The sequence below is a fragment of the Micromonospora sp. NPDC007208 genome (assembly GCF_042869175.1).
GTDB classification, from domain to species: domain Bacteria; phylum Actinomycetota; class Actinomycetes; order Mycobacteriales; family Micromonosporaceae; genus Micromonospora; species Micromonospora foliorum.
In genome coordinates this window covers 80,311-100,163 of record NZ_JBIAFG010000002.1, presented here as the reverse complement: position 1 = coordinate 100,163, position 19,853 = coordinate 80,311, and the positions used below count along the sequence as shown (strand labels likewise).

Sequence of the window (19,853 nt, the reverse complement as noted above, 5' to 3'; positions counted from 1 at the left end):
GGATGCGACATCTCTGGAGCTTCCTCGCCGGGCTGGTGGTGGCGCCCATCACCTGGGTGCTGGTCACACTGGGGCAGGACGGGTCGAGCCGGACGGTCGACCGCTGGGTGGAGACCGGCACCTTCAACACCGCCAACCTGATCGAGCCGGCCGTGTACCTCGGTGTCGGCGGTGTCCTGCTGGGCCTGCTCGGCACGCTGCGCTTCTCGCCGCTGGGCCCGTTGGTGGCCGGGGCGCTGCTGGTCACCCCGTACATCGGGATGTTCGTGGCGCCCTTCTCGGTGCGCGACGCGATCCCGCACGAGTGGAAGGTGTTCGGCGACCCGCTGCCGCTGCGGTTGCCCGTGGAGAACGGAACGATCTTCCTGATCGGCCTGCTGCTGTTGATGGCGACCTTCAGCCAACAGCGTTGGCGGCAGTGGCCGAGCCCGGCGACCGAGCCGACCACGGCACCGACCCCCGCGGCGGACGGAGGCCCCCACAGCGACGACTTCACGTTGACCGACTGGCCGGCCCCCGCGCCCGCCGAGCGCGACACCGCGCCCCTCACTCTGGGTTACCCGGCCGACTCGACACCGACCGAACCGCTGCCCCGCCGGGTGGGTGGCGAGTCACCCTGGTCCGCCCCGCCGCGCGGTCAGCCGCGCCCGGAGGACACCACCGAGAGCCGCTGATCGTCGGGGCGGGCCGGGAGACCGGCCCGCCCCTTTCGTCTTCCCCGGGCTAGTGCAGCGCGACCGCCAGGTCCGGGTCGACCGTGCCGAGGCGGGCGCGGGGCACGACGAGGAGCATGACGATCAGCGCGGCGGCCATGCCGCCCGCGATGACGATCGCCATCGGTACGCTCCCGGTGCCGAACAGGCCGGCCAGTGGCGCGGACACCGCACCGATGCCGAACTGCACCGCGCCGAGCAGCGCCGCGGCGGTGCCGGCGGCCTCACTGTGCCGGCTCATGGCCAGTGCCGGCGCGTTCGGCAGGGCGAGGCCGGCGGCGGCCAGGACCAGCCACAGTGACGCGAGCAGGGTGCCCAGGCCACCGAAGCCGGTCGCCGCGAACATGACCAGCAGCAGGCCTGCCGCCGTTCCGGCGATCAGGGCGCTGACCAGGATCTGCTGCGGGGTGTAGCGGCGCAGCAGCCGCACGTTGAACTGGGTGGCCCCGATCAGGCCGACCGCGCCGGCCCCGAAGGCGATGCCGAACTGCTGCTCGTCGAGGCCGTACTCCTGCTGGAGCACGAACGACGAACCCGAGACGTACGCGAACAGGGCCGCCATCGCGAGCCCGGCGACCAGCACCAGGCCGACGAACGCCCGGTCGTTGACCAACCCCCGGTAGTCGCGCAGGGTGGCGCTCACCCCGCCGTGCCGCCGACGCGCCACCGGAAGGGTCTCCGGGAGCCGGAACGCGGCCACGACGATCAGCAGCGCGCCCAGCACCGCCAGCGCCGCGAAGACGCCCCGCCAGTCGGTCCAGCTCAGCAGGCCGCTGCCCAGCGTCGGCGCGAGGATGGGCGCCAGGCCCATGACGAGCATCAGCCGGGAGAAGATCCGGGCGAAGGAGGCACCGCTGAACAGGTCGCGGACCACGGCCGTCGCGACGACGGTGGCGGCCGCGACACCGAGCCCCTGGAGTACGCGCAGACCGCCGAGCACCGCGATGTTGGGTGCGAAGACGCACAGCACGGAGGCCACGATGTGCGCGGCCAACCCGGCCAGCAGCGGCACCCGCCGCCCGACCACGTCGGAGAGCGGCCCGATCAGCAACTGGCCCAGCGCGAGGCCGACCAGCGTGCCGGTCAGCGTCAACTGCACCGCCGTCTCGGTGGTCTGCAGGCCCGCCGTGATGGCGGGCAGCGCGGGCAGGTACATGTCGATGGTCAACGGCCCGATCGCGATCAGCGCCCCCAGCACGAGGACGAGCTGCGCCCGCTGACGGTTGGTCATCAGGTCGCCGGGCAGCACCTCTTGCGCGACGGCGGAATCGGGGCCGGTCTTCTCCACCAACTGCTTCATCATCTCGATCTCTCTGCGGAAGCTGGTGCGTCGTCACGAGCGGCGGCGCGGGGCGGCACCGGGACCGCGGGGACGCGGCGGCACGGTGTGCGTGCCCGGCGGTGGGCAGGTGGACGTGACGAGGCAGGGGTCGTGGCGGGGGTGGCCGGGTGGGGCAATCATCCAAAGGTGATCCTCTCGCTCGGCAACACCTCGGCGCCGGTTGACGTTCCCGGTGTGTGGGGAGTCACCCCGTCCCGTCCGCCAGGGACGGATGTGACCGGGTCACAGCAGGAGCAGAACCGGGGTCGGGGTACGCGTCGTCTTGCCTGGTGTGAAACGAAGTCTGGACGGCCTCGACGAGGGCGAACTCCTTCGCCGCGTCGCGCGGGGTGACCGGCGGGCGTTCGACGCGCTGTACCGGCGTACCTCCCCCTGGTTGACCGCGCGACTGCGCCGGCGATGCGCCGACGAGGACGTGGTGGCCGAGGTGCTGCAGGAGACGTACCTGGCGGTCTGGCGGTCGGCCGGCGGCCAGGCGCAGTCCTCCGCCTCCGGCAGCGCCGTGGGTTGGTTGTGGACGATCGCCGCCCACCGGCTGATCGACGCGTTCCGCCACCGGGCCCGACGGGAACGGATCCCGTCGGTGCGGACCTTCGAGGCGGTGGCCCCGGCCGCCGAGGACGAGGCGCTGGCCGGCGGGATGGACGCCAACCTGGAGCGGGCCCTGCACGAGCTACCGGCGGAACTCCGTCAGGTGCTGCGCTCGATGGTCCTCGACGGGTTGACCGCGCGGGAGACCGCACTGCTGCTCGGCATGCCGGAGGGGACCGTGAAAACGCGTGCCCGACGGGCCCGAATCGCCCTCCGGGAGGCGCTGTCATGACCACTCACCCGACGCCCACCCTCATCTCCCAGTACGCCTCCGGTGGTGCCGGCATCGACGACACGACCATCTGGGCGGTCGAGGCGCACCTGGAGACCTGCGCCGCCTGCCGAGCGGTGCTGACGGACGCCGTCGACCCGGGCACCCAGGACCTGCTGGAGCGAGTGGCGGACGGGATCGCCGCCGGAATCGCCACCGGCCCAGGTCCGGTACGCCGACACCGGCTGCGTCGTACCGGGGTCGCCGTCCGGGTCCTGCCCTGGCTGGTCACCGCCACCGGGCTGATGCTGGCCGCGGCCCTGTTCGAGTGGACGTTCGACAGCCTGCCGTCGCTGGTGTTGCTGATCGCGCCGGTGGCGCCGCTGCTGCCGGTGGCCGCGGTCTGGAGTCGACGCCTCGACCCCGCCTGGGAGCTGACGGTCACCATGCCCCGTACCGGCCTGCCGCTGCTGATGCGCCGCACGTTGGGAGTGCTGTCGGCGGTCATACCGGTGCTGGCGGTGGCGGGTTGGGTCACCGGGCACTCCCCGGGGCTCTGGTTGCTGCCCGTCCTGGGGTTCACCGCCGGCGCGTTGGCACTGGGCACGGTGGTGGGGGTCGACCGGGCCGCGCTCGCGTTGGCCGTCGCCTGGTCCGCCGGTGTGGTCGTACCGAGCCTCGCCGACGGGCGACTCCCGCCGATCCTCGCGGGCGGCAGCCTGCCGGGGTGGGCGCTCACCACCGTGGCGTTGACGGCCGTCGCGCTCGTCCAGGCGCGGAGACGGCCGCACGACCCGCACCAGAACCTTCTGCACCGATGACGACATCGAGCCACTGCCGAATGGAGAGATCATGATGCGTACGGTCAGCGTGGCGGAGACCGCGCCGTCCACCTGTGCGTGGGCCGTGCACGCCGAGAAGTTGCAGGTCCGGGCCGGCCGACACCTCGCGGTCAACGAGCTCGACCTGAGGTTGGGCACCGGTGTGCACGGGCTGCTCGGCCCCAACGGTGCCGGAAAGACGACGTTGATGCGAGCCCTGGCCACGGTGCTGAAGCCGGCCGGTGGGCGGCTGACCCTGCTCGGCGGCGAGGTCACCGGCAACGCCGACCTCCGCCAGGTACGCCGCGGCCTGGGCTATCTACCGCAGCACTTCGGCTTCTACCCGCGCTTCACCGTCCGGGAGTTCGTCGAGTACGTCGCCTGGCTCAAGGAGATGCCGAAGGCGGTCATTCCGGGCGCGGTGCAACGGGCCGTGGAACGGGTGGGTCTGGCGGACCGGGCCGACTCCCGGATGAAGACGTTGTCCGGCGGGATGCTGCGCCGCGCCGGCATCGCCCAGGCGATCGTCAACGACCCGGCGGTGCTGCTGCTGGACGAGCCGACGGTCGGCCTGGACCCGGAGCAGCGCCTCGACTTCCGCGAGCTGCTGCGGGAGATCGGCCTGGACAGCTGCGTACTCGTCTCCACCCACCTGGTCGAGGACGTCGCGGTGGCCTGCTCCGACGTGGTGCTGATCAGTGAGGGCCGACTGGTGTGGCAGGGCACCACCGGGCAGCTCATCGAGCAGGGTGGCACCGGCGACGCCGGGGACAGCGCCATCGAACGCGGATACTCGTCGCTGCTGCGCGCTCACCGGGGGCGGGTGTCGGCATGACGGGACGCATTCTCCGCATCGAGCTGCGCCGCTCGGCGGCGCTGGGCATCGGCCTGTTGTTGCTGGTGACCGGCGCGGCGTTGCTCCTGTCGTCCACCGAGTTCTTCGCGGGGCGGTGGATGCAGCTGGCGGTGCTCGCCCGGTCGATTCTGATGGTGCTGCTGCCACTCGCGCTGGCCGGCGGGGCGTGGATGGGCCGGCGCGACGCGCGCCACCGGGTCGGCGAATTGTTCGCCAGCACCGTCCGGCCGCGGTGGCAGCGTGTCGTCCCGACCGCCAGCGCTCTCGCGGTCACTGTGGTGACCGCGTACGTCCTGGTCTTTGTGATCGCGGCCGGATGGGTGGTGCCGACGTCGGGATACTTCCCGAGCGCGTCGATCGTCGTCACCGCGGTCGCCGTTCCGGCGCTGATCGCGGCGGGTTGGCTGGGCATGGCCGCCGGCCGGGCCGTACCCCGGGTGATCACCGCGCCGGTCCTCGCCGTGGTCGGGTTCGTCCTGGTGGGGTTGGCTCCGGAGTTGGCCATGGCACCCGACACCGGCGCGGAGATCGCGCAGTTCCGGCCGGAACCGACAGCGATGTTGCTCCTACCGACGATCAACGGCCTGGACGACTTCCAGACGATCACGACGCGGGTCAGCCTGCTCCAGGCGCTGTGGCTGGTGTCCCTCGCCGTGACCGGCCTGCTGCTGCTCGGCGCGGTCCGTCGCCGCGCCATCGTGTTCGCCGTGCTCCCCGCGGTGCTCGGCGTCGCGGTCGCCCTACCGCTCCTGCCCGTCGGCGGAGCCCGCGGTGCGGCGGTCGTCGACCCGGTCGCCATCGAGCTGGTCTGCGACAACGACGGCCCACAGGTCTGCGTGCGACGAGTGCACGCCGCGCTGCTGCCCGACGTCGTCGGCCCAGCCCGCCAGGCGCTCGCCATGATCGCGGCGAAGCTACCCAACGCACCCGTCCGGGCGGTGGAGACCCAACAGGTCACCTACTGGGCGCGGCTGGATCCGGGCTCGACACCGCCCCGGCACTCCGCCGACACGATCATCTTCGACGCTCCCACGATCGACCGGGGCGGGCACGCCGATCTGTCCGACGACTACTTCCTACCGGCCCTGCTGGAGGCGACCTGGCAGCAGGAGTGCGGCGAACAGTCGATTCGGGACGACGTGTACTGGGCCCGGATGGTCGCCGCCACCTGGCTGACAGGTCGACCACCGGCCCCGCGGCGCGGATGGAGACCCGAGGAGATGGCAGTGCTGGAGAGCGCGTACCAGGCGCTGGTGAGCCTGCCGGAGGTCGAGCAACGACGTCGGATGGCAGCGGCACGCGACGGCGTACTGGCCTGCCGGGACGACGAGCTGGTGGCGATCATGTCGAAGGATCGGCCGTGAGGTGGCTCCAGCTGCACCTGCGCTCCCGCCGGGTCCCCCTCGCCATGGCCACCGTGACCGCCCTGATCGCGCTGGCGTGGGCGCTGTCGCTGGCCTACACCGACTCGACGACCATCAGCGCCCGGACGGCCAGCCTCGCCATCATGCTGGCGGTGGTCGCGGTCGGCACCACCCTCGACGGCGCCGACGACGCCTTCGACCACACCATGGCGGTCAACTGGCCGCTCCGCCGCGGCGGGCACCTGCTGCTCGCCGCCGCCGCGATCACCGCCCTGCTGTCCCTCAGCATGATCACGGACACGCGCTACGAGCCGTTCGCCCTCATGCTGCGCAACACCGCGGGGCTACTTGGGCTCACCGCGCTCGGCGCCACACTGCTGGGAGCGGCCCTGGCCTGGATCGCCCCGCTGACCTGGACCCTCATCGCGGTCCTGCCGATGATGGGGCCCAGCCGGGACCTGAAGATGCAGGTCGCCGGCTGGCCGATCCAACCCGCCGGCACCACCGCCGCAACCGCCTGCGCCGCGATCCTGGCGGTGACCGGTCTGCTCGCGTACGCCCTGCGGGGTTGCCCCGTGCGGCCGGTGAGCGAGACCGCCCCCGACCGGTGACGACCGCTCCGGAACCCGCCCCGGACGTGCCGTCCAGGGCGTTCACTGCCGAACTATGCCGGGTCCGCGGCCCGCAGCCGTGGCCACCGCTGCTCGGTCCAGGCCCGCAACAGCCACTCCAACGGCCCGTACTGGAAGCGGGCCATCCACGCCGCGCTCGCGGCGAGCTGCACACAGTAGATCGCGACCGCGATGAGGACGACGACCGCAGGCGCGACGGCACCGGCGAGGCCCAACCCGACGCCGGTGAAGACCAGCACGCAGAGCAGCGACTGGCCCAGGTAGTTCGTAAGGGACATCCGGCCGGCCGGCGCGAGTACGGCGACGACCCGCCGCCCCCTGTCGGTCTGGAAGAACTGCAGCAGGGTGGCGGCGTACGCGGCCGCCAGCAGCGGCGCGGTGAGCACGCCCGCCGTCAGCCCGGTCAGGTTGGCGGTGCCCCCGCCCGATGCGAAGATCACCGCACCGGCCAGGCCGATCGGATAGCCCAGCCGCTGCACCCGGCGCAGGAGCTGCCGGTTCCCGGCGATGTCGGTGAGCAGCCGGCGCCGCCCGGCCGCGTAACCGAAGAGGAAGGCCGAGAGGGCGAGCGGCCCCTGCACGAGGAGCGTGCCGAACATCGCCGGCAGCTGGCGTACGTGCTCGGTGACAAGTGAGCCGATCCCACCCTGTAGTGCCTCGGTGGACCGCTGCCCCGCCGCCAGTGCCGCCGCCGGAGCGGTGACCAGCTGGGCCCCGCTCGTGGCGGCGAGCGCGAGGACGAAGCCGATCCCGGCGGTCAGCAGTACGGCGACACGCAGCGCGGTGCCGACGCGGACTCCCCGCATGGCGAGCAGGACCAGACCGAGCAACGCGTACGTGGTCAGGATGTCGCCCTGGAACAGCAGCACCGCGTGCAGGATGCCGAGCACGAAGAGCCCGGCCAGCCGTCGCCGGAACCGTGGGGCGACGTCGACACCGCGCCGCGCGGCGGAATCGAGCTGGAGCGTGAAGCTGTAGCCGAACAGGAAGGAGAAGAGCAGGTACGCCTTCATCGTGAAGAGCAGCTCGACGAGCCACAGGACCGATTGGTCGCCCCACGAGTCGTGCGCGGGATCCGGAACCAGCTGGAAGGGATAGCCGGAGGCGAAGAAGGCGATGTTGACGAACAGGATGAGGAGCAGCGCCACGGCGCGCAACGCGTCGACGTCGACGATCCGGGACTGCGTCCCGGACGACGCTCGGCTCTCGACGGGCGGGTCCTTGATGGAGTGGCTCACGGGACAACCTCCGGTACGGACAGGAAAGTGGTCGGTGACTTTCCTGTGACCGTATGAAGTCGCCTGTCCGGAGGACAGCCGGTGAGCGGGACGATGGCCGGTGGGGTAGGCCCTACCCCACCGGCCCTGAGCTGCCAAGAAGCCCCGAATCAGCCCTTCAGGAGCTCCCGCGCCATCACGATCCGCTGCACCTGGTTGGTGCCCTCGTAGATCTGAGTGATCTTGGCGTCCCGCATCATCCGCTCGACCGGGTAGTCCCGCGTGTAGCCGTAGCCACCGAGCAGCTGCACCGCGTCGGTGGTGATCTCCATGGCGGCGTCGGAGGCGAAGCACTTCGCCGCCGCGCCGAAGTAGGTGAGATCCGCGTCGCCACGCTCCGACTTGCCGGCAGCCGCGTACGTGAGCTGCCGGGCCGCCTCCAGCTTCATGCCCATGTCGGCGAGCATGAACTGGATGCCCTGGAACTCGGCGACCGCCTTGCCGAACTGTCGACGCTCGGTCACGTACCCCTTCGCGTAGTCGAGCGCGCCCTGGGCGATCCCGACGGCCTGCGCGGCGATGGTGACCCGGGTGTGATCCAGGGTCTTCATTGCGGTCGCGAAGCCGGTGCCCTCCGCGCCGATCATCCGGTCGGCCGGGATCCGCACGTTGTCGAGGTAGACCTCGCGGGTGGGCGAGCCCTTGATACCGAGCTTCTTCTCCGGCGCGCCGAAGCTCACCCCGGGGTCGGACTTCTCGACCACGAAGGCCGAGATGCCCCGGGACCGGGCGGCCGGGTCGGTGACGGCGAAGACGGTGTAGAACTCGGACACGCCGGCGTTCGTGATCCAGCGCTTCACACCGTTGAGCACCCAGTGATCCCCGTCACGTACGGCCCTGGTGGTCATCGACGCGGCGTCGCTGCCCGCCTCCGGCTCGGAGAGGCAGTACGAGAACATCGCGTCACCCGCCGCGACCGGCGTCAGGTAACGAGTCTTCAGATCGGCGGAACCGGACAAAAGCAGTGGCATTGTGCCGAGTTTGTTCACCGCCGGGATCAGCGAGGAGGACGCGCAGGCGCGGGCCACCTCCTCGATCACGATGGCGGTGGCCAGCGCGTCCGCGCCCGCGCCGCCGTACTCCTCGGGAATGTGCGGGGCGTGGAAGTCAGCCGCCCGCAGCGCGTCGTAGGACGCCTTGGGGAACTCCCCGGACTCGTCGGCCTCCGCGGCGTGCGGAGCCACCTTCGCGGCGCACACCTCACGCACCGCTTCCCGGATCGCCTGGTGCTCCTCGGGCAACCGGTAGACGTCGAACGACTCCCCTGCGGCCATCTCGGCCCTCCCCTTCACCACTATCATGCGCAGTCTGTGACGACTCCTGACCGCCGACCGCGCAGACTGAAGACTAGCGACTGCAGTTCAGGTGATGTTACCGGCGCGTAGGTATGGGCAAGATGGTGCACCTAACGCGCTGGGCGATGATGGAGACCGAGACAGTGAGCCACCCCTCCGGTGCCCCGCCCAGGCGCCGCAGCAGAATGCGACGCGACGACGCGACGCCAGTGCGAGCGGAGAAGACAGGCGTGACGATCCCCTACCCCACCATCCAGCCGACCCCCGCCATCGCCGCGGTGACACCGCCCTCAGGCGCACCCCGGCCGCGGGTGACGTTCCTGGGGACTGGTTACCTCGGTGCGACGTACGCCATCTGCTACGCCGAACTGGGCTACGAGGTACTCGGGTTCGACGTCGACGCCGACAAGATCGCGATGCTGAACGCCGGTCAGGTGCCGATCCACGAGCCCGGCCTGGACGAGCTGCTCCGACGCAACCTCGCCGCCGGCCGGCTCCGGTTCAGCACCGACATCGCCGAGACCGCCGAGTTCGGTGACGTGCACTTCATCTGCGTCGGCACCCCCCAGCGCGCCGACGGCATGGGCGCCGACCTGTCGTACGTCGAGGCGTCGGTCACCAGCCTCGCGCAGCACCTGACCCGCAAGGCGTTGATCGTCGGCAAGTCCACCGTGCCGGTCGGCACCGCCGAGTGGGTCGAGCAGCTCGTCGGCAAGCACACCCCCCACGACCTGGACGTCGAGGTGGCGTGGAGCCCCGAGTTCCTCCAGGAGGGCTTCGCCGTCGACGACGTCCTGCGACCCAACCGGATCGTGGTCGGCGTCAAGAGCGAGTGGGCCAACGGCATGCTCTACGCGGCACACAAGGGTGTGTTCGACCTGGCCGCCACGGAGGACCGCGAGGTGCCCCTGGTGGTCACCGACTTCTCCACCGCCGAGCTGGTCAAGGTCGCCGCGAACGCCTTCCTGGCCACCAAGATCTCTTTCATCAACGCGATGGCCGAGGTCTGCGAGGCCTCCGGTGGCGACGTCACCCAGCTGGCCCGCGCGATCGGCTACGACCCGCGGATCGGCAACCGGTTCCTCCAGGCCGGCCTCGGCTTCGGGGGCGCCTGCCTGCCCAAGGACATCCGGGCCTTCCAGGCCCGCGCCCAGGAGCTGGGGGCCGGCGAGGCACTGCGCTTCCTGCACGAGGTCGACCTGATCAACCTGCGCCGTCGTACCCGGGTGCTCCAGCTCGCCGCGGACCTGCTCGGCCGCCGCTCCGGCCCGGCCGGCCCGGACTTCTCCGGCACGCGGATCGCCGTGCTCGGCGCCACCTTCAAGCCCAACACCGACGACGTCCGCGACGCCCCGGCGCTCGCCGTCGCCGCGCTGTTGCAGAAGGCCGGCGCCGACGTGCACGTGTACGACCCGCAGGGCACCGAGAACGCCCGCCGCGCGGTTCCCGAGCTGACCTACGAGAGCAGCATGAACGAGGCGGTGAGCGACGCCGACCTGGTCTGCGTCCTCACCGAGTGGGCCGACTTCCGCAACGCCGACCCGGTCGCCCTCGGCGAGTTGGTCAAGGGCCGCAAGGTCGTCGACGGCCGCAACTGCCTCGACCCGGCACTGTGGACGCAGGCGGGCTGGGAGTACCGGGGCATGGGTCGCCCCTGACGAAACCAACGCCCACCGGCCGGTCATCGAGCGTCTCGATGGCCGGCCGGTGTCGTTGTTTGCCCGGGACCCGCCGACAAGAGTCGAAATCCGCGCCAGCTTTGGGCATGCTGCGACAGTGGGAGTCCACAGTGCGGGTGGAGGGGTGTCGTGGCGACCTTTCAATGCTCCTCGTGCGGCCGGGAGATCAAGCCGGCCGTTCGATGCCCGCACTGTGGGGCAGATCAACCACAGTGGGTCGAGCACCTGGCCGACATTGAGCGTTCGATCGCGGAGATGAAGGCGCGCGACGCCGCCATCGCTCGTGAACAGCGGCAGATCGCCGCCAAGATGCAGGCCGCGCTCTTCCAGCGGGACATCCTCGCCCACGCCGGCGAGGAGCGGATCAAGCAGGCCACCCGGCCACGTCGGGTGCTCCGCCGCCGCCCCGGCCGGCGGCCACCGAACGCCACCATGGGGACGCCACCCCGGGTGCCCCGCCAGGGCACCCCGCCCGCCCCGGAGGATCCGCCGCCGCCCCCGCCCCGCCCCAGCTGGCTGGACGCGGACGACCCGGAGCACCCGCCGGAGGCGTCCTCGCGCGAGGTGCAGAACATCCCTCTCGGGCTGGGCGCGCTGCTGCTCGCGGTGGCCGCGGTGGTCTTCGCCGCGGTGGCCACCAGCTCGATGGACGCGCTGGCCCGGCTCGGCATCCTGCTCCTGGCCACCGTGCTGATGCTGCTCGCCCCGCCGGCACTGGCCCGGCGTGGGCTCACCTCGACCGCCGAGACCATCGCCGCGGTCGGCCTGCTGCTGGTGCCGCTCGCCGGCAACGCTCTCTGGGCGGTGGACCGGATCGGCACCGGCGGCGGCTCCGGCACGGTCTTCGCCGGGGTGATCTTCGCGGTCACCGCCGCCGTCGCCTTCGGGTACGCCGGTTGGACGGGCCTACGCGCGCCCCGCTTCGCCACCGTGCTCGCCGCGCAGCCGGTGCTGCCTCTGCTGGCGTACGACCAGGTCACCGGTCCGGGCGGCTGGGCGCTGGTGCTGGCCCTGGTCGCCCTCGTCAACCTCGGCCTGGTCCGCTCCGGAGTGACAGTCGAACGGCCCGTCCGGCAGGACCTGCCGACGCCGGGCGCGCCGTCGGCACCCCGCCAACGCGACGCCGAGAGCCGGCCGGAGGGCCACCCGGAGGAGGCCGCCGAGCTGATCGACGCCAGCGCCGGCACCGCCGAACCCCGGCCGACCCGCCCGGTGCCCGGCCTGCGTGAGCTGACCTGGCTGCTGCACGCCCTGGCGGTCGCCGTCTCGCTGGCGTACGCGGTCACCGCCCTGCTGCGGGCACAGACCGTGCCGACCGCGACCGGCGCCGGGATGGTGCTGCTGCTGGCCGCCGTGATCGGGCTGGCCGGCGCACTGGTGCTGCGTCGCCCGCCGCTGCCCGACGTCGCGGCCGGCATCGTCACCCTGGCCGTGATCGGCGCGCTCAGCCGCATCGCCTCGGTGGCGCTTCCCGGCCGGGCGCTGCTGCTGATCGCGGCGGTCATCACGGTGACCGGGCTGGCGGTGCGCGCGGTCCCGGAAGCGGCCCGACGGGGCCCACAGATCGCCTCGGCGGTGGCGCTGACCGTCAGCGGTCTGGTGGTCGCCGGCGGTGCGCTACGCGCCGGGGTGGCACCGGTCCGGGCCGCACTGCCCGCCTGGGACCCCGACCTCAGCCGGTACCCGGGCGAGTTGGCCGCCGCGGTCGGGCCGACCACCTGGCAGCTCGCGGGTGCCGCGTTCCTGCTCACCATCGCGGCGGTGCTGGCCCTGCCCACCGAGATCCGCCGGGAGTTCGCGGTCGCCGGCGCGGCGTTGACCGCGCTCGCCGTCCCGGCCTCGTTCGGTCTCGCCTGGGCGGCGGCGCCCTGGCCGATGGTGGTCACCGCGATCGCCATCGGGGTCATCGGGCTCTCCGCCCGCACCGACCGGGCCGCGGTGGCGCACGCCATCGGGGCGGCCGTGGTCGGTCTGTTCGGGGCGGGCGCCAGCCTGTCCAGCCCCACCCTCACGGCCGCGGTCCTGATCACTCTGTTCGTGGCCGGCACGCTCGTCGCGCTGGCGCCCCGGATCCGGATCGCCTCGGCCGCCTCCGACACGGTCACCGCCTGGGCCGCCGGTGGCGCCGCGTTCGCGCTGCCCGGGGCGGTGGCCGCGTTCGTGGCCGCCACCATGCCCAGCGACCCGACCCCCACCCCGGCGAGCCTGCGCGAGGTGACCGTCCCGGTCCTGGCGGCCAGCTTCCTGGCGGTCTGCGTGACCCTCGGCTACGCCGCCATCGTGCAGGTCTCCCAGCGCCACATCCCCGCGCCGCTGTCGGTCGGCACCGGGCTGGGCGCGCTGGTGGTCACCGCCGCCGCGTTCGGGGCGCCCGGCGCGACCGTCGCCGACGCCTGGGTGGGCGCGCTGCTGCTGGTCGCGGCGGTGCTGCTCTTCCTGGCTCCCTCCATCGACGCCGGCCGGCGAGCCGACCTCACCCTCGACGGCTCGGACCTGGCCGCCGCGGCGGTCACCACCGCCCTGATCGCCACCCTGGTACGGATCGGGGCGGTCCTCGCCCCGGGCGGGCAACTGGCGGTGGCCGCCGCCCTGCTCCTGGTGGTCGCCGTGGCCGCCCGCAGCATGCCGGAGGAGTGGCGACGCGGGCCGATCCTCGGCCTCACCGTCGGCGGTGCCCTGATCGGCGTCCTCGCCGGCTGGTCGGCGGTGCGCGGTGGGGTCGGCGTGCTGGCCACCCCGGGCCCGATCTGGCGGGGCGACCTGAGCGGCTGGCCGGCCGCCCCCGTCGGCGGCGCCACCTGGCAGGCCCCGGTCGCGCTGGCGCTGCTGGCCCTCGCCGCCGGCATCCTGCTCCCGCCGCCCTGGCGCTGGGACGTGTCCGGCGTGGCGGTGGTGCTCGCCACGATCGGCGCGCCGGCCGCATTCGACCTGGCCTGGTGGTCGCCGGTGCTGGTCGGCGGAATGGTCGCCACCGTGTTCGGCATGGCCGCGGTGGCCACGGAGGAGGCACGCGCCGGGCTGTCCCGGGCCACCGTGGCCGGGGTCGTCGCGCTGCACGCCGCCGGAGCCGGCCTGGTCCGCCCGTGGACCACCGCCCTGGCGCTGGGCAGCATCGCACTGATCGGCGTGGTGGTGGCCACGCTGGGCCGTGTCCTCGCCGGCCCACAGGTCACCGACATCGACACCGAGGGGATGCCTCCGCACCTGGCGCAGATCGGTGGCGCGGCGATCGGTGCCGCCCTGCTGGCCCTCCCCGGTTCGGTGGCGGCACTGGCCGCCGAGTTCGAACACTCGGCGCAGGTGGTGCTGACCGCCGCGCTGGCCGCGACAAGCCTCGGCCTGGCCGCCGTGGCCGCGGTCCGTCGGCAGGTGCCGCAATATCTGCCCTGGGTCAGCGTGGCGGTGGTCGGCGGGGCCACCATCAGCGCCCTCGCCGCCATCCCCACCGGCCTCGCCGCCGGCGTCTACGCGGCCGCCGCCGCCCTGCTCGGCGTACTGGCCGAGCTGATCCGTGCGGCCACCGTGCCGCCCACCGGCGCAGCCCAGCCGGTCCGGCGCTGGGCGGTACGACTCGACGGCGCCCTGCGGCGGCTGCCGGACGACCCGGAGCGACGGCGGTGGCGGGTCAACCCGGCCGCGGGTGCGTTGGCCGCGGCGGCGCTTCCGACCGCCCTGGCCCTCGCCTCGATCGCACCCGCGCTGGTCACCGCCCTGGTCGAGCCGCACCGCACCCTGACCCGGATCTGGCAGGGCCCGCCGCCGGAGCTGCTCACCCCACCGGCGGACGTGGTCAACCCGACCCACGTGCTGACGGCGTTGCTGCTCACCGCGACCGCCGCCCTGGCCGCCACCGGTTTCAGCGGCGGACGGCGGTCCCGGGCCGTGCCGGTGGTGCTGCCCGGGGCAGCCGTCACGCTGCTGATCGCACCGATCGCGCTGGGCCAGGGCTGGCCCGCCAGCACCGTCGCCGCGCTCTCCGTCTTCACCATCGCGATGCTCGGTCTCGCACTGACCCCACCGCCGCCGCTGGTCGAGCGGGCCCGCTCGCTACGGCTGGCCCGGGTGCTGGTGTTCGCCATCGGTCTGGCCGGTGGCAGCGCCGGGCTCGCCGGCAGCCTGGCCGACCGGCAGATGACCCTGTTCACCCTCGGCAGCGCGGTCGGGGTGGGCGCGGTGGCGGCGCTGTTCGGCACCACCCAGCGGGCGCGCATCCTCGGCTGGCTCTTCGCCTCACTCATGGCGCAGCTCTTCGTGCTCACCGCCGGCCTGGTCGCCGGGCTGGCGGCGGTCTGGTCCGCGTTCGGGGTGCTGGCCGTCGGCGCTGTCCTACAGGTGCTCGCCGCGACCCTGCCCCGGCTGCGCCGTCCCGAGGCGCAGCGGGAAGCCTCCACTGTGGAATGGACCGGGTACGCTGCCGCGCTGATCGCCCTGGCCCTCGCCTTCGACTCGCCCCGACACATCGCCGCCCTGCTGGCCGCCTGGGGCGCGGTCCTCGGGGTGGCGGCGACCCGACCCGGCCGCCGGCCGGTGGAACGCCGGATCCTGTTCTGGTCGGTGGTGGTCTGTGAGATCACCGCGTGGTGGATCCTGATGCGAGTCGCCGACGTGGCACTGCCCGAGGCGTACACACTGCCGTTCGCCGCGTTGGCCCTCCTCGTCGGAGTTCTGGAGCTGCGCCACCGACCCGACATGAGCAGTTGGGTGGCGTACGGGCCGGCGCTGGTCGCGGCCTTCGTGCCGACGCTGGCCATCGTGCTGGCCACCGAGTCCAGCACGATGCGGCAGATGCTGCTGCTGCTCGGCGCGGTCGCGGTGCTGATCTTCGGCTCGTCCAGTCGGCAGCAGGCGCCGGTGATCGTCGGCGCGTCGGTCACCGCGATCGCGGCGATCCACGCCCTGTTCAGCCTGGGCCCGTGGCTGGCGCTGATCCCGGTGGGCATCCTGCTACTGGTGCTCGGCGCGAGCAACGAACGCCGCCGCCGCGCCCAGGAACGCCTACAGACCGCCCTACGCGGCATGAGATGAGTCGGAGGGTCCCTGCGGCGTGGGTGAGTGGGGACGGTGACTGGGCCGGGCTCGCGGGCCGGCCCGGCCTCGCCGCGCGCGATCTTGCACTTTCTGTTGCGACATAAGGGGTAAAAGCCACGAAGCAACGACCGAAACTGCAAGATCGCGGGTGGTGTGGGGGTTCGCGGGGGCTACTCCAGGGTTGCTTGGAGGGCGGCTTCCTTGTCTGCTACCAACTTCTCCAGGTCCTGCTGGTAGGTCGCCATCTTGGCGCGCAGGCCCTCGTCGCCGGCACCGAGGATCCGTACGGCGAGCAGGCCGGCGTTGCGGGCGTTGCCGATCGACACGGTGGCGACCGGGATCCCGGCCGGCATCTGCACGATGGACAGCAGCGAGTCCATGCCGTCGAGGTGCTTCAACGGCACCGGCACACCGATCACCGGCAGCGGCGTCACCGAGGCGACCATGCCGGGCAGCGCGGCGGCACCCCCGGCCCCCGCGATGATCACCTTGAGGCCCCGGTCGGCGGCGTCGCGCCCGTACTCGATCATCGCGACCGGAGTCCGGTGCGCCGAGATCACCCGCACCTCGTACGCCACGCCGAAGTCGTCCAACACGTCGGCGGCGGCCCGCATGGTCGGCCAGTCCGAGTCGCTGCCCATGATCAAGCCAACCGTACTCACTGCGGCCCTTTCGTCGTTTCCGGAACCGTGGCTCACTCGTGGCCCTCACGCAGCCAGCGCGCGGCCCGTGCGGCCCGGGCCCGCAGGTCGTCCAGGTCGTCGCCGAGCACCGTGACGTGCCCGATCTTGCGGCCGGGTCGTACCTGCTTGCCGTACAGGTGCACCTTGGCACCCGGCTCGGCGGCGAAGAGGTGATGCAACCGCTCGTCGATCGACATTCCGCCCGGCTCACCGCCGAGCACGTTCGCCGACACCACCACCGGGGCGGTCAGCGCGGTGTCACCCATCGGGTAGTCCAGCACGGCCCGTAGGTGCTGCTCGAACTGCGAGGTCCGGGCACCCTCGATGGTCCAGTGCCCGGAGTTGTGCGGACGCATCGCCAGCTCGTTGACCACGATCGCGGGCCGGCCCGCGTCGTCGCGTACCTCGAACAGCTCCACGGCCAGCAGGCCGATCACACCGAGCGCGGTGGCCAGGTCGATGGCGAGCTGCTGAGCGGCGACCGCCAACTCCTCGTCCAGGCCCGGCGCCGGGGCCAGCACCTCCACGTTGATGCCGTCGCGCTGCACCGTCTCGACCACCGGGTACGCGGCCACCTGGCCGAACGGCGAACGGGCCACCTGCACGGCCAACTCCCGTCGCAGTGGCACCCGCTCCTCGACGATCAGCCGGGTGCCGCCGGCGAGCAGCGTGGTCGCCAGCTCGGTGGCCTGAGCGGCGTCGTCGACCATCCAGACGCCCCGGCCGTCGTAGCCACCCCGGGCCGCCTTGAGTACCACCGGCCAGCCGACCTGCTCGCCGAAGCCGACGAGGTCTGCGGGCTCGCCGACCGGCCGCCAGGCCGGGTTGGGCGCGCCCAGCTCGGTCAGGCGTTCCCGCATGACCTGCTTGTCCTGGGCGTGCAGCAGCGCGTCCGCCGGCGGGTACAGGGGCACCCCTTCCGCCGCCAGCGTGCGGATGTGCTCGGAGGGCACGTGCTCGTGGTCGAAGGTGACGACGTCGCAGCCCTTGGCGAAGGTGCGCAGGGCGGCCAGGTCGGTGTGGTCGCCGTACTGGACGTCGGCGGCGACCAGCGCCGCGCCGTCGTCGGGGGCTGTCGCGAGCACACGCAGTGACTGGCCGAGGGCGATCGCGGCCTGGTGGGTCATGCGGGCCAACTGGCCGCCACCCACCATGCCGACAACTGGCAGACCGGTACGGGAATCCATAGCGCGGCCAGCCTATCCGGGCCGCCGACGTGCCCACCGGGAGGGCTGGCGACCCGCCTCGGAGGCGCTGGAGGGAGCACCCGCCGTGCCGCGTGGGCGACTACCGGGCGTGGCCGTGCGTTCAGCCCAGCTCGGCGACCAGCTCCTCGACCGAGGTGACCGGCCGCTGGCAGACGAAACCCCGGCAGACGTACGCGGCGGACCGCCCCTCGACCAGCGGACGGTCGGCGAGCAGCGGCACACCCGGCTGGTCCGGACGCCCGGCGACGACCACCGCTCCGGGCGGGGCATGCCGGCGGGCAGCGGCCACCAGGGGGTCGCCGGCCGGGTCGTCGGTGACCACAGCGATCTCGTACGGCCCGGAGAGCAACGCCTCGCCGACCATGGCCGCGTACCCGGTGAACCGGGGGTGCTTACCGACGATCGGCGCGACCGTGCCGAGGGCCGCTTCGGCGGCCTCCCGGTAGCGCGTCTCCCCGGTCAGCGCCGTGTACGCCACCAGCCCGGCGATCAACGCCGACCGGCCGGACGGGGTGGCGTTGTCGGTCGGGTCGGCCGGGCGGGCGACGAGCCGCTCCGCGTCGTCGGCGGTGTCGTAGAAGGCGCCACCGGGCGCGGCGAAGTGCGCGAGCGCGGTGTCCAACAGCTCGCCGGCCAGGGTGAGCCAGCGGCCCTCGCCGGTGAGCTGGTGCAGCGCGCAGAAGGCCTCGGCCACACAGCCGTAGTCCTCCAGGACGCCGGCCGGCTCGCCGACCTTGCCATTCCGGGAGACCCGGCGCAGCCGGCCGTCCACCAGGTGCACGGTGGCCAGGTGCTCGGCGGCCTGGCGCATCGCCCCCTCAGCGACGATGGTGACGCCGTCCATCAGGTTGGCATCCTCGTCCTGCGGGGACGCGTACACGGCGGCGACCTGCTGGAACTCGGCGATGGCGGTGATCGCCAGGCCGTTCCAGGCGGCCACCACCTTGTCGTCGAGGGCCGGCTGCGGGCGGGTGTCCCGGGCCGCGAGCAGCCGCCCGACCACCTGCTGCCAGCGGGCGCGTACCTCGGGCGCGGCATCGTCCACGTCGCGGGCGAGCTTGAGCACGCTCATGCCGTGCTCAAAGGTGCCCTGGTCGGTGACGGTGAACAGGTCGGCGGCGAACCGGCCGTCCTCCTCGCCGAGCGCCTCGACGAGTTGGGCCGGCGTCCAGGCGTAGGTGAGCCCCTCGACACCCTCGGTGTCGGCGTCCAGCGCCGACGCGAACCCCTGCCCCGGCCGGTGCAGCTCGTCGGCGAGGAACCGGGCGGTGTCCCGGGCCACCCGGCGGGCCAGCGGGTCGCCGGTGAGTCGCCACAGCTGGGTGTAGACCCGCAGCAGCAGCGCGTTGTCGTAGAGCATCTTCTCGAAGTGCGGCACCGTCCAGTGCGCGTCCACCGAATACCGGGCGAAGCCGCCCGCGAGCTGGTCGTAGATGCCGCCCCGGGCCATCGCCTCGGCGGTGTGCCGGGTGATCTCCAGGCTGGCCGGGTCGCCGGTGCGCTGGTGGTGGCGCAGCAGGAAGAGCAGGTTCATGTGTGGCGGAAACTTCGGCGCGCCACCGAACCCGCCGTTCGTGGCGTCGTGCTCGCTGGCGAGCTTGGCGGCGGCCTCGTCGAGCAACGTCGCGTCCAGCGGGGCGGTGGGGCCGCCCACGGCCTGCGCACCGCCGATCGCCTCGACCACGGCGGCGCCCTGGCCCAGCACCGCCTCGCGCTGCTCCCGCCAGGCGGTGGCGACCGACTGGAGCAACTGGACGAAGTTGGGTCGCGGGAAGTAGGTGCCGCAGAAGAACGGGGTGCCGTCCGGGGTGGCGAAGACGGTCATCGGCCAGCCGCCCTGGCCGGTCATCGCCTGGGTCGCGGTCATGTAGACCGCGTCCACGTCCGGGCGCTCCTCACGATCCACCTTGATCGACACGAAGTTGTCGTTCATCAGGGCGCCGACCTGCGCGTTCTCGAACGACTCGTGCGCCATCACGTGGCACCAGTGGCAGGCCGCGTAGCCCACCGAGATGAGCACCGGAACGTCCCGCCGCTTCGCCTCGGCGAACGCCTCGTCCGACCAGGGCCACCAGTCGACCGGGTTGTCGGCGTGCTGAAGCAGGTACGGGCTGGTGGCGTCGACGAGTCGGTTCACCTGACGACCATAGCCA

General features: G+C 72.8%; 14 protein-coding genes. 8 read left to right on the top strand and 6 right to left on the bottom strand.

Annotated elements, in window-relative coordinates:
• Positions 1-2 precede the first annotated feature (2 nt).
• Entirely contained in the window at positions 3-674 is a 672-nt protein-coding gene (locus ACFYL6_RS03905; protein ID WP_387167065.1) for a hypothetical protein, read from the top strand.
• A 49-nt stretch (positions 675-723) separates the two neighbouring features.
• On the opposite strand, the gene ACFYL6_RS03900 is transcribed toward ACFYL6_RS03905, so the two are convergent.
• Complete coding sequence (locus ACFYL6_RS03900; RefSeq protein ID WP_387167062.1) at positions 724-2,016, bottom strand: multidrug effflux MFS transporter; 1,293 nt, start codon at positions 2,014-2,016, stop codon at positions 724-726.
• A gap of 310 nt (positions 2,017-2,326) precedes the next feature.
• On the opposite strand from ACFYL6_RS03900, the gene ACFYL6_RS03895 reads away from it, so the two are divergent.
• The 5 genes from ACFYL6_RS03895 to ACFYL6_RS03875 are packed head-to-tail and all read left to right on the top strand — an operon-like array spanning position 2,327 to position 6,509.
• A complete protein-coding gene (locus ACFYL6_RS03895; RefSeq protein WP_387167059.1) occupies positions 2,327-2,878 on the top strand; it encodes an RNA polymerase sigma factor in 552 nt (183 codons plus the stop codon).
• Entirely contained in the window at positions 2,875-3,678 is an 804-nt protein-coding gene (locus ACFYL6_RS03890) for a zf-HC2 domain-containing protein (protein WP_387167057.1), read from the top strand. The genes ACFYL6_RS03895 and ACFYL6_RS03890 overlap by 4 nt, the downstream gene beginning before the upstream one ends.
• A 34-nt stretch (positions 3,679-3,712) precedes the next feature.
• Positions 3,713-4,513: an ABC transporter ATP-binding protein gene (locus ACFYL6_RS03885; protein WP_387168230.1), complete on the top strand. Its 801-nt coding sequence runs from the start codon at positions 3,713-3,715 to the stop codon at positions 4,511-4,513.
• Positions 4,510-5,898: a hypothetical protein gene (locus ACFYL6_RS03880; protein WP_387167055.1), complete on the top strand. Its 1,389-nt coding sequence runs from the start codon at positions 4,510-4,512 to the stop codon at positions 5,896-5,898. The genes ACFYL6_RS03885 and ACFYL6_RS03880 overlap by 4 nt, the downstream gene beginning before the upstream one ends.
• Positions 5,895-6,509 carry a hypothetical protein gene (locus tag ACFYL6_RS03875; protein ID WP_387167053.1) on the top strand — a complete coding sequence of 205 codons (615 nt, stop codon included), beginning with the start codon at positions 5,895-5,897 and terminating at the stop codon, positions 6,507-6,509. The genes ACFYL6_RS03880 and ACFYL6_RS03875 overlap by 4 nt, the downstream gene beginning before the upstream one ends.
• Positions 6,510-6,562: 53 nt before the next feature.
• Here the strand turns inward: ACFYL6_RS03875 and ACFYL6_RS03870 are convergent, their stop codons facing one another.
• Positions 6,563-7,768, bottom strand: a complete 1,206-nt coding sequence (locus tag ACFYL6_RS03870) for a DUF418 domain-containing protein (RefSeq protein WP_387167050.1) — start codon at positions 7,766-7,768, stop codon at positions 6,563-6,565.
• A gap of 149 nt (positions 7,769-7,917) precedes the next feature.
• Positions 7,918-9,081 (bottom strand): acyl-CoA dehydrogenase family protein, encoded by a 1,164-nt coding sequence (locus ACFYL6_RS03865; protein WP_387167047.1) that lies wholly within the window; start codon positions 9,079-9,081, stop codon positions 7,918-7,920.
• Between the two features lie 251 nt (positions 9,082-9,332).
• Here ACFYL6_RS03865 and ACFYL6_RS03860 point away from each other — a divergent pair, with 251 nt between their 5' ends.
• Positions 9,333-10,760 carry a UDP-glucose dehydrogenase family protein gene (locus ACFYL6_RS03860; RefSeq protein WP_387167044.1) on the top strand — a complete coding sequence of 476 codons (1,428 nt, stop codon included), beginning with the start codon at positions 9,333-9,335 and terminating at the stop codon, positions 10,758-10,760.
• Positions 10,761-10,910: 150 nt separating this feature from the next.
• Entirely contained in the window at positions 10,911-15,806 is a 4,896-nt protein-coding gene (locus ACFYL6_RS03855) for an SCO7613 C-terminal domain-containing membrane protein (protein WP_387167041.1), read from the top strand.
• A gap of 173 nt (positions 15,807-15,979) precedes the next feature.
• On the opposite strand, the gene purE is transcribed toward ACFYL6_RS03855, so the two are convergent.
• The 3 genes from purE to ACFYL6_RS03840 form a co-directional block, all read right to left on the bottom strand.
• On the bottom strand, positions 15,980-16,471 hold the full coding sequence (gene purE, locus ACFYL6_RS03850; RefSeq protein WP_387167039.1) for a 5-(carboxyamino)imidazole ribonucleotide mutase: 492 nt from the start codon (positions 16,469-16,471) through the stop codon (positions 15,980-15,982).
• A 32-nt stretch (positions 16,472-16,503) separates the two neighbouring features.
• Positions 16,504-17,679 (bottom strand): 5-(carboxyamino)imidazole ribonucleotide synthase, encoded by a 1,176-nt coding sequence (locus tag ACFYL6_RS03845; protein ID WP_091394173.1) that lies wholly within the window; start codon positions 17,677-17,679, stop codon positions 16,504-16,506.
• 121 nt (positions 17,680-17,800) lie between these two features.
• Positions 17,801-19,837, bottom strand: a complete 2,037-nt coding sequence (locus ACFYL6_RS03840) for a thioredoxin domain-containing protein (RefSeq protein WP_387167036.1) — start codon at positions 19,835-19,837, stop codon at positions 17,801-17,803.
• Between the last annotated feature and the right edge of the window lie 16 nt (positions 19,838-19,853).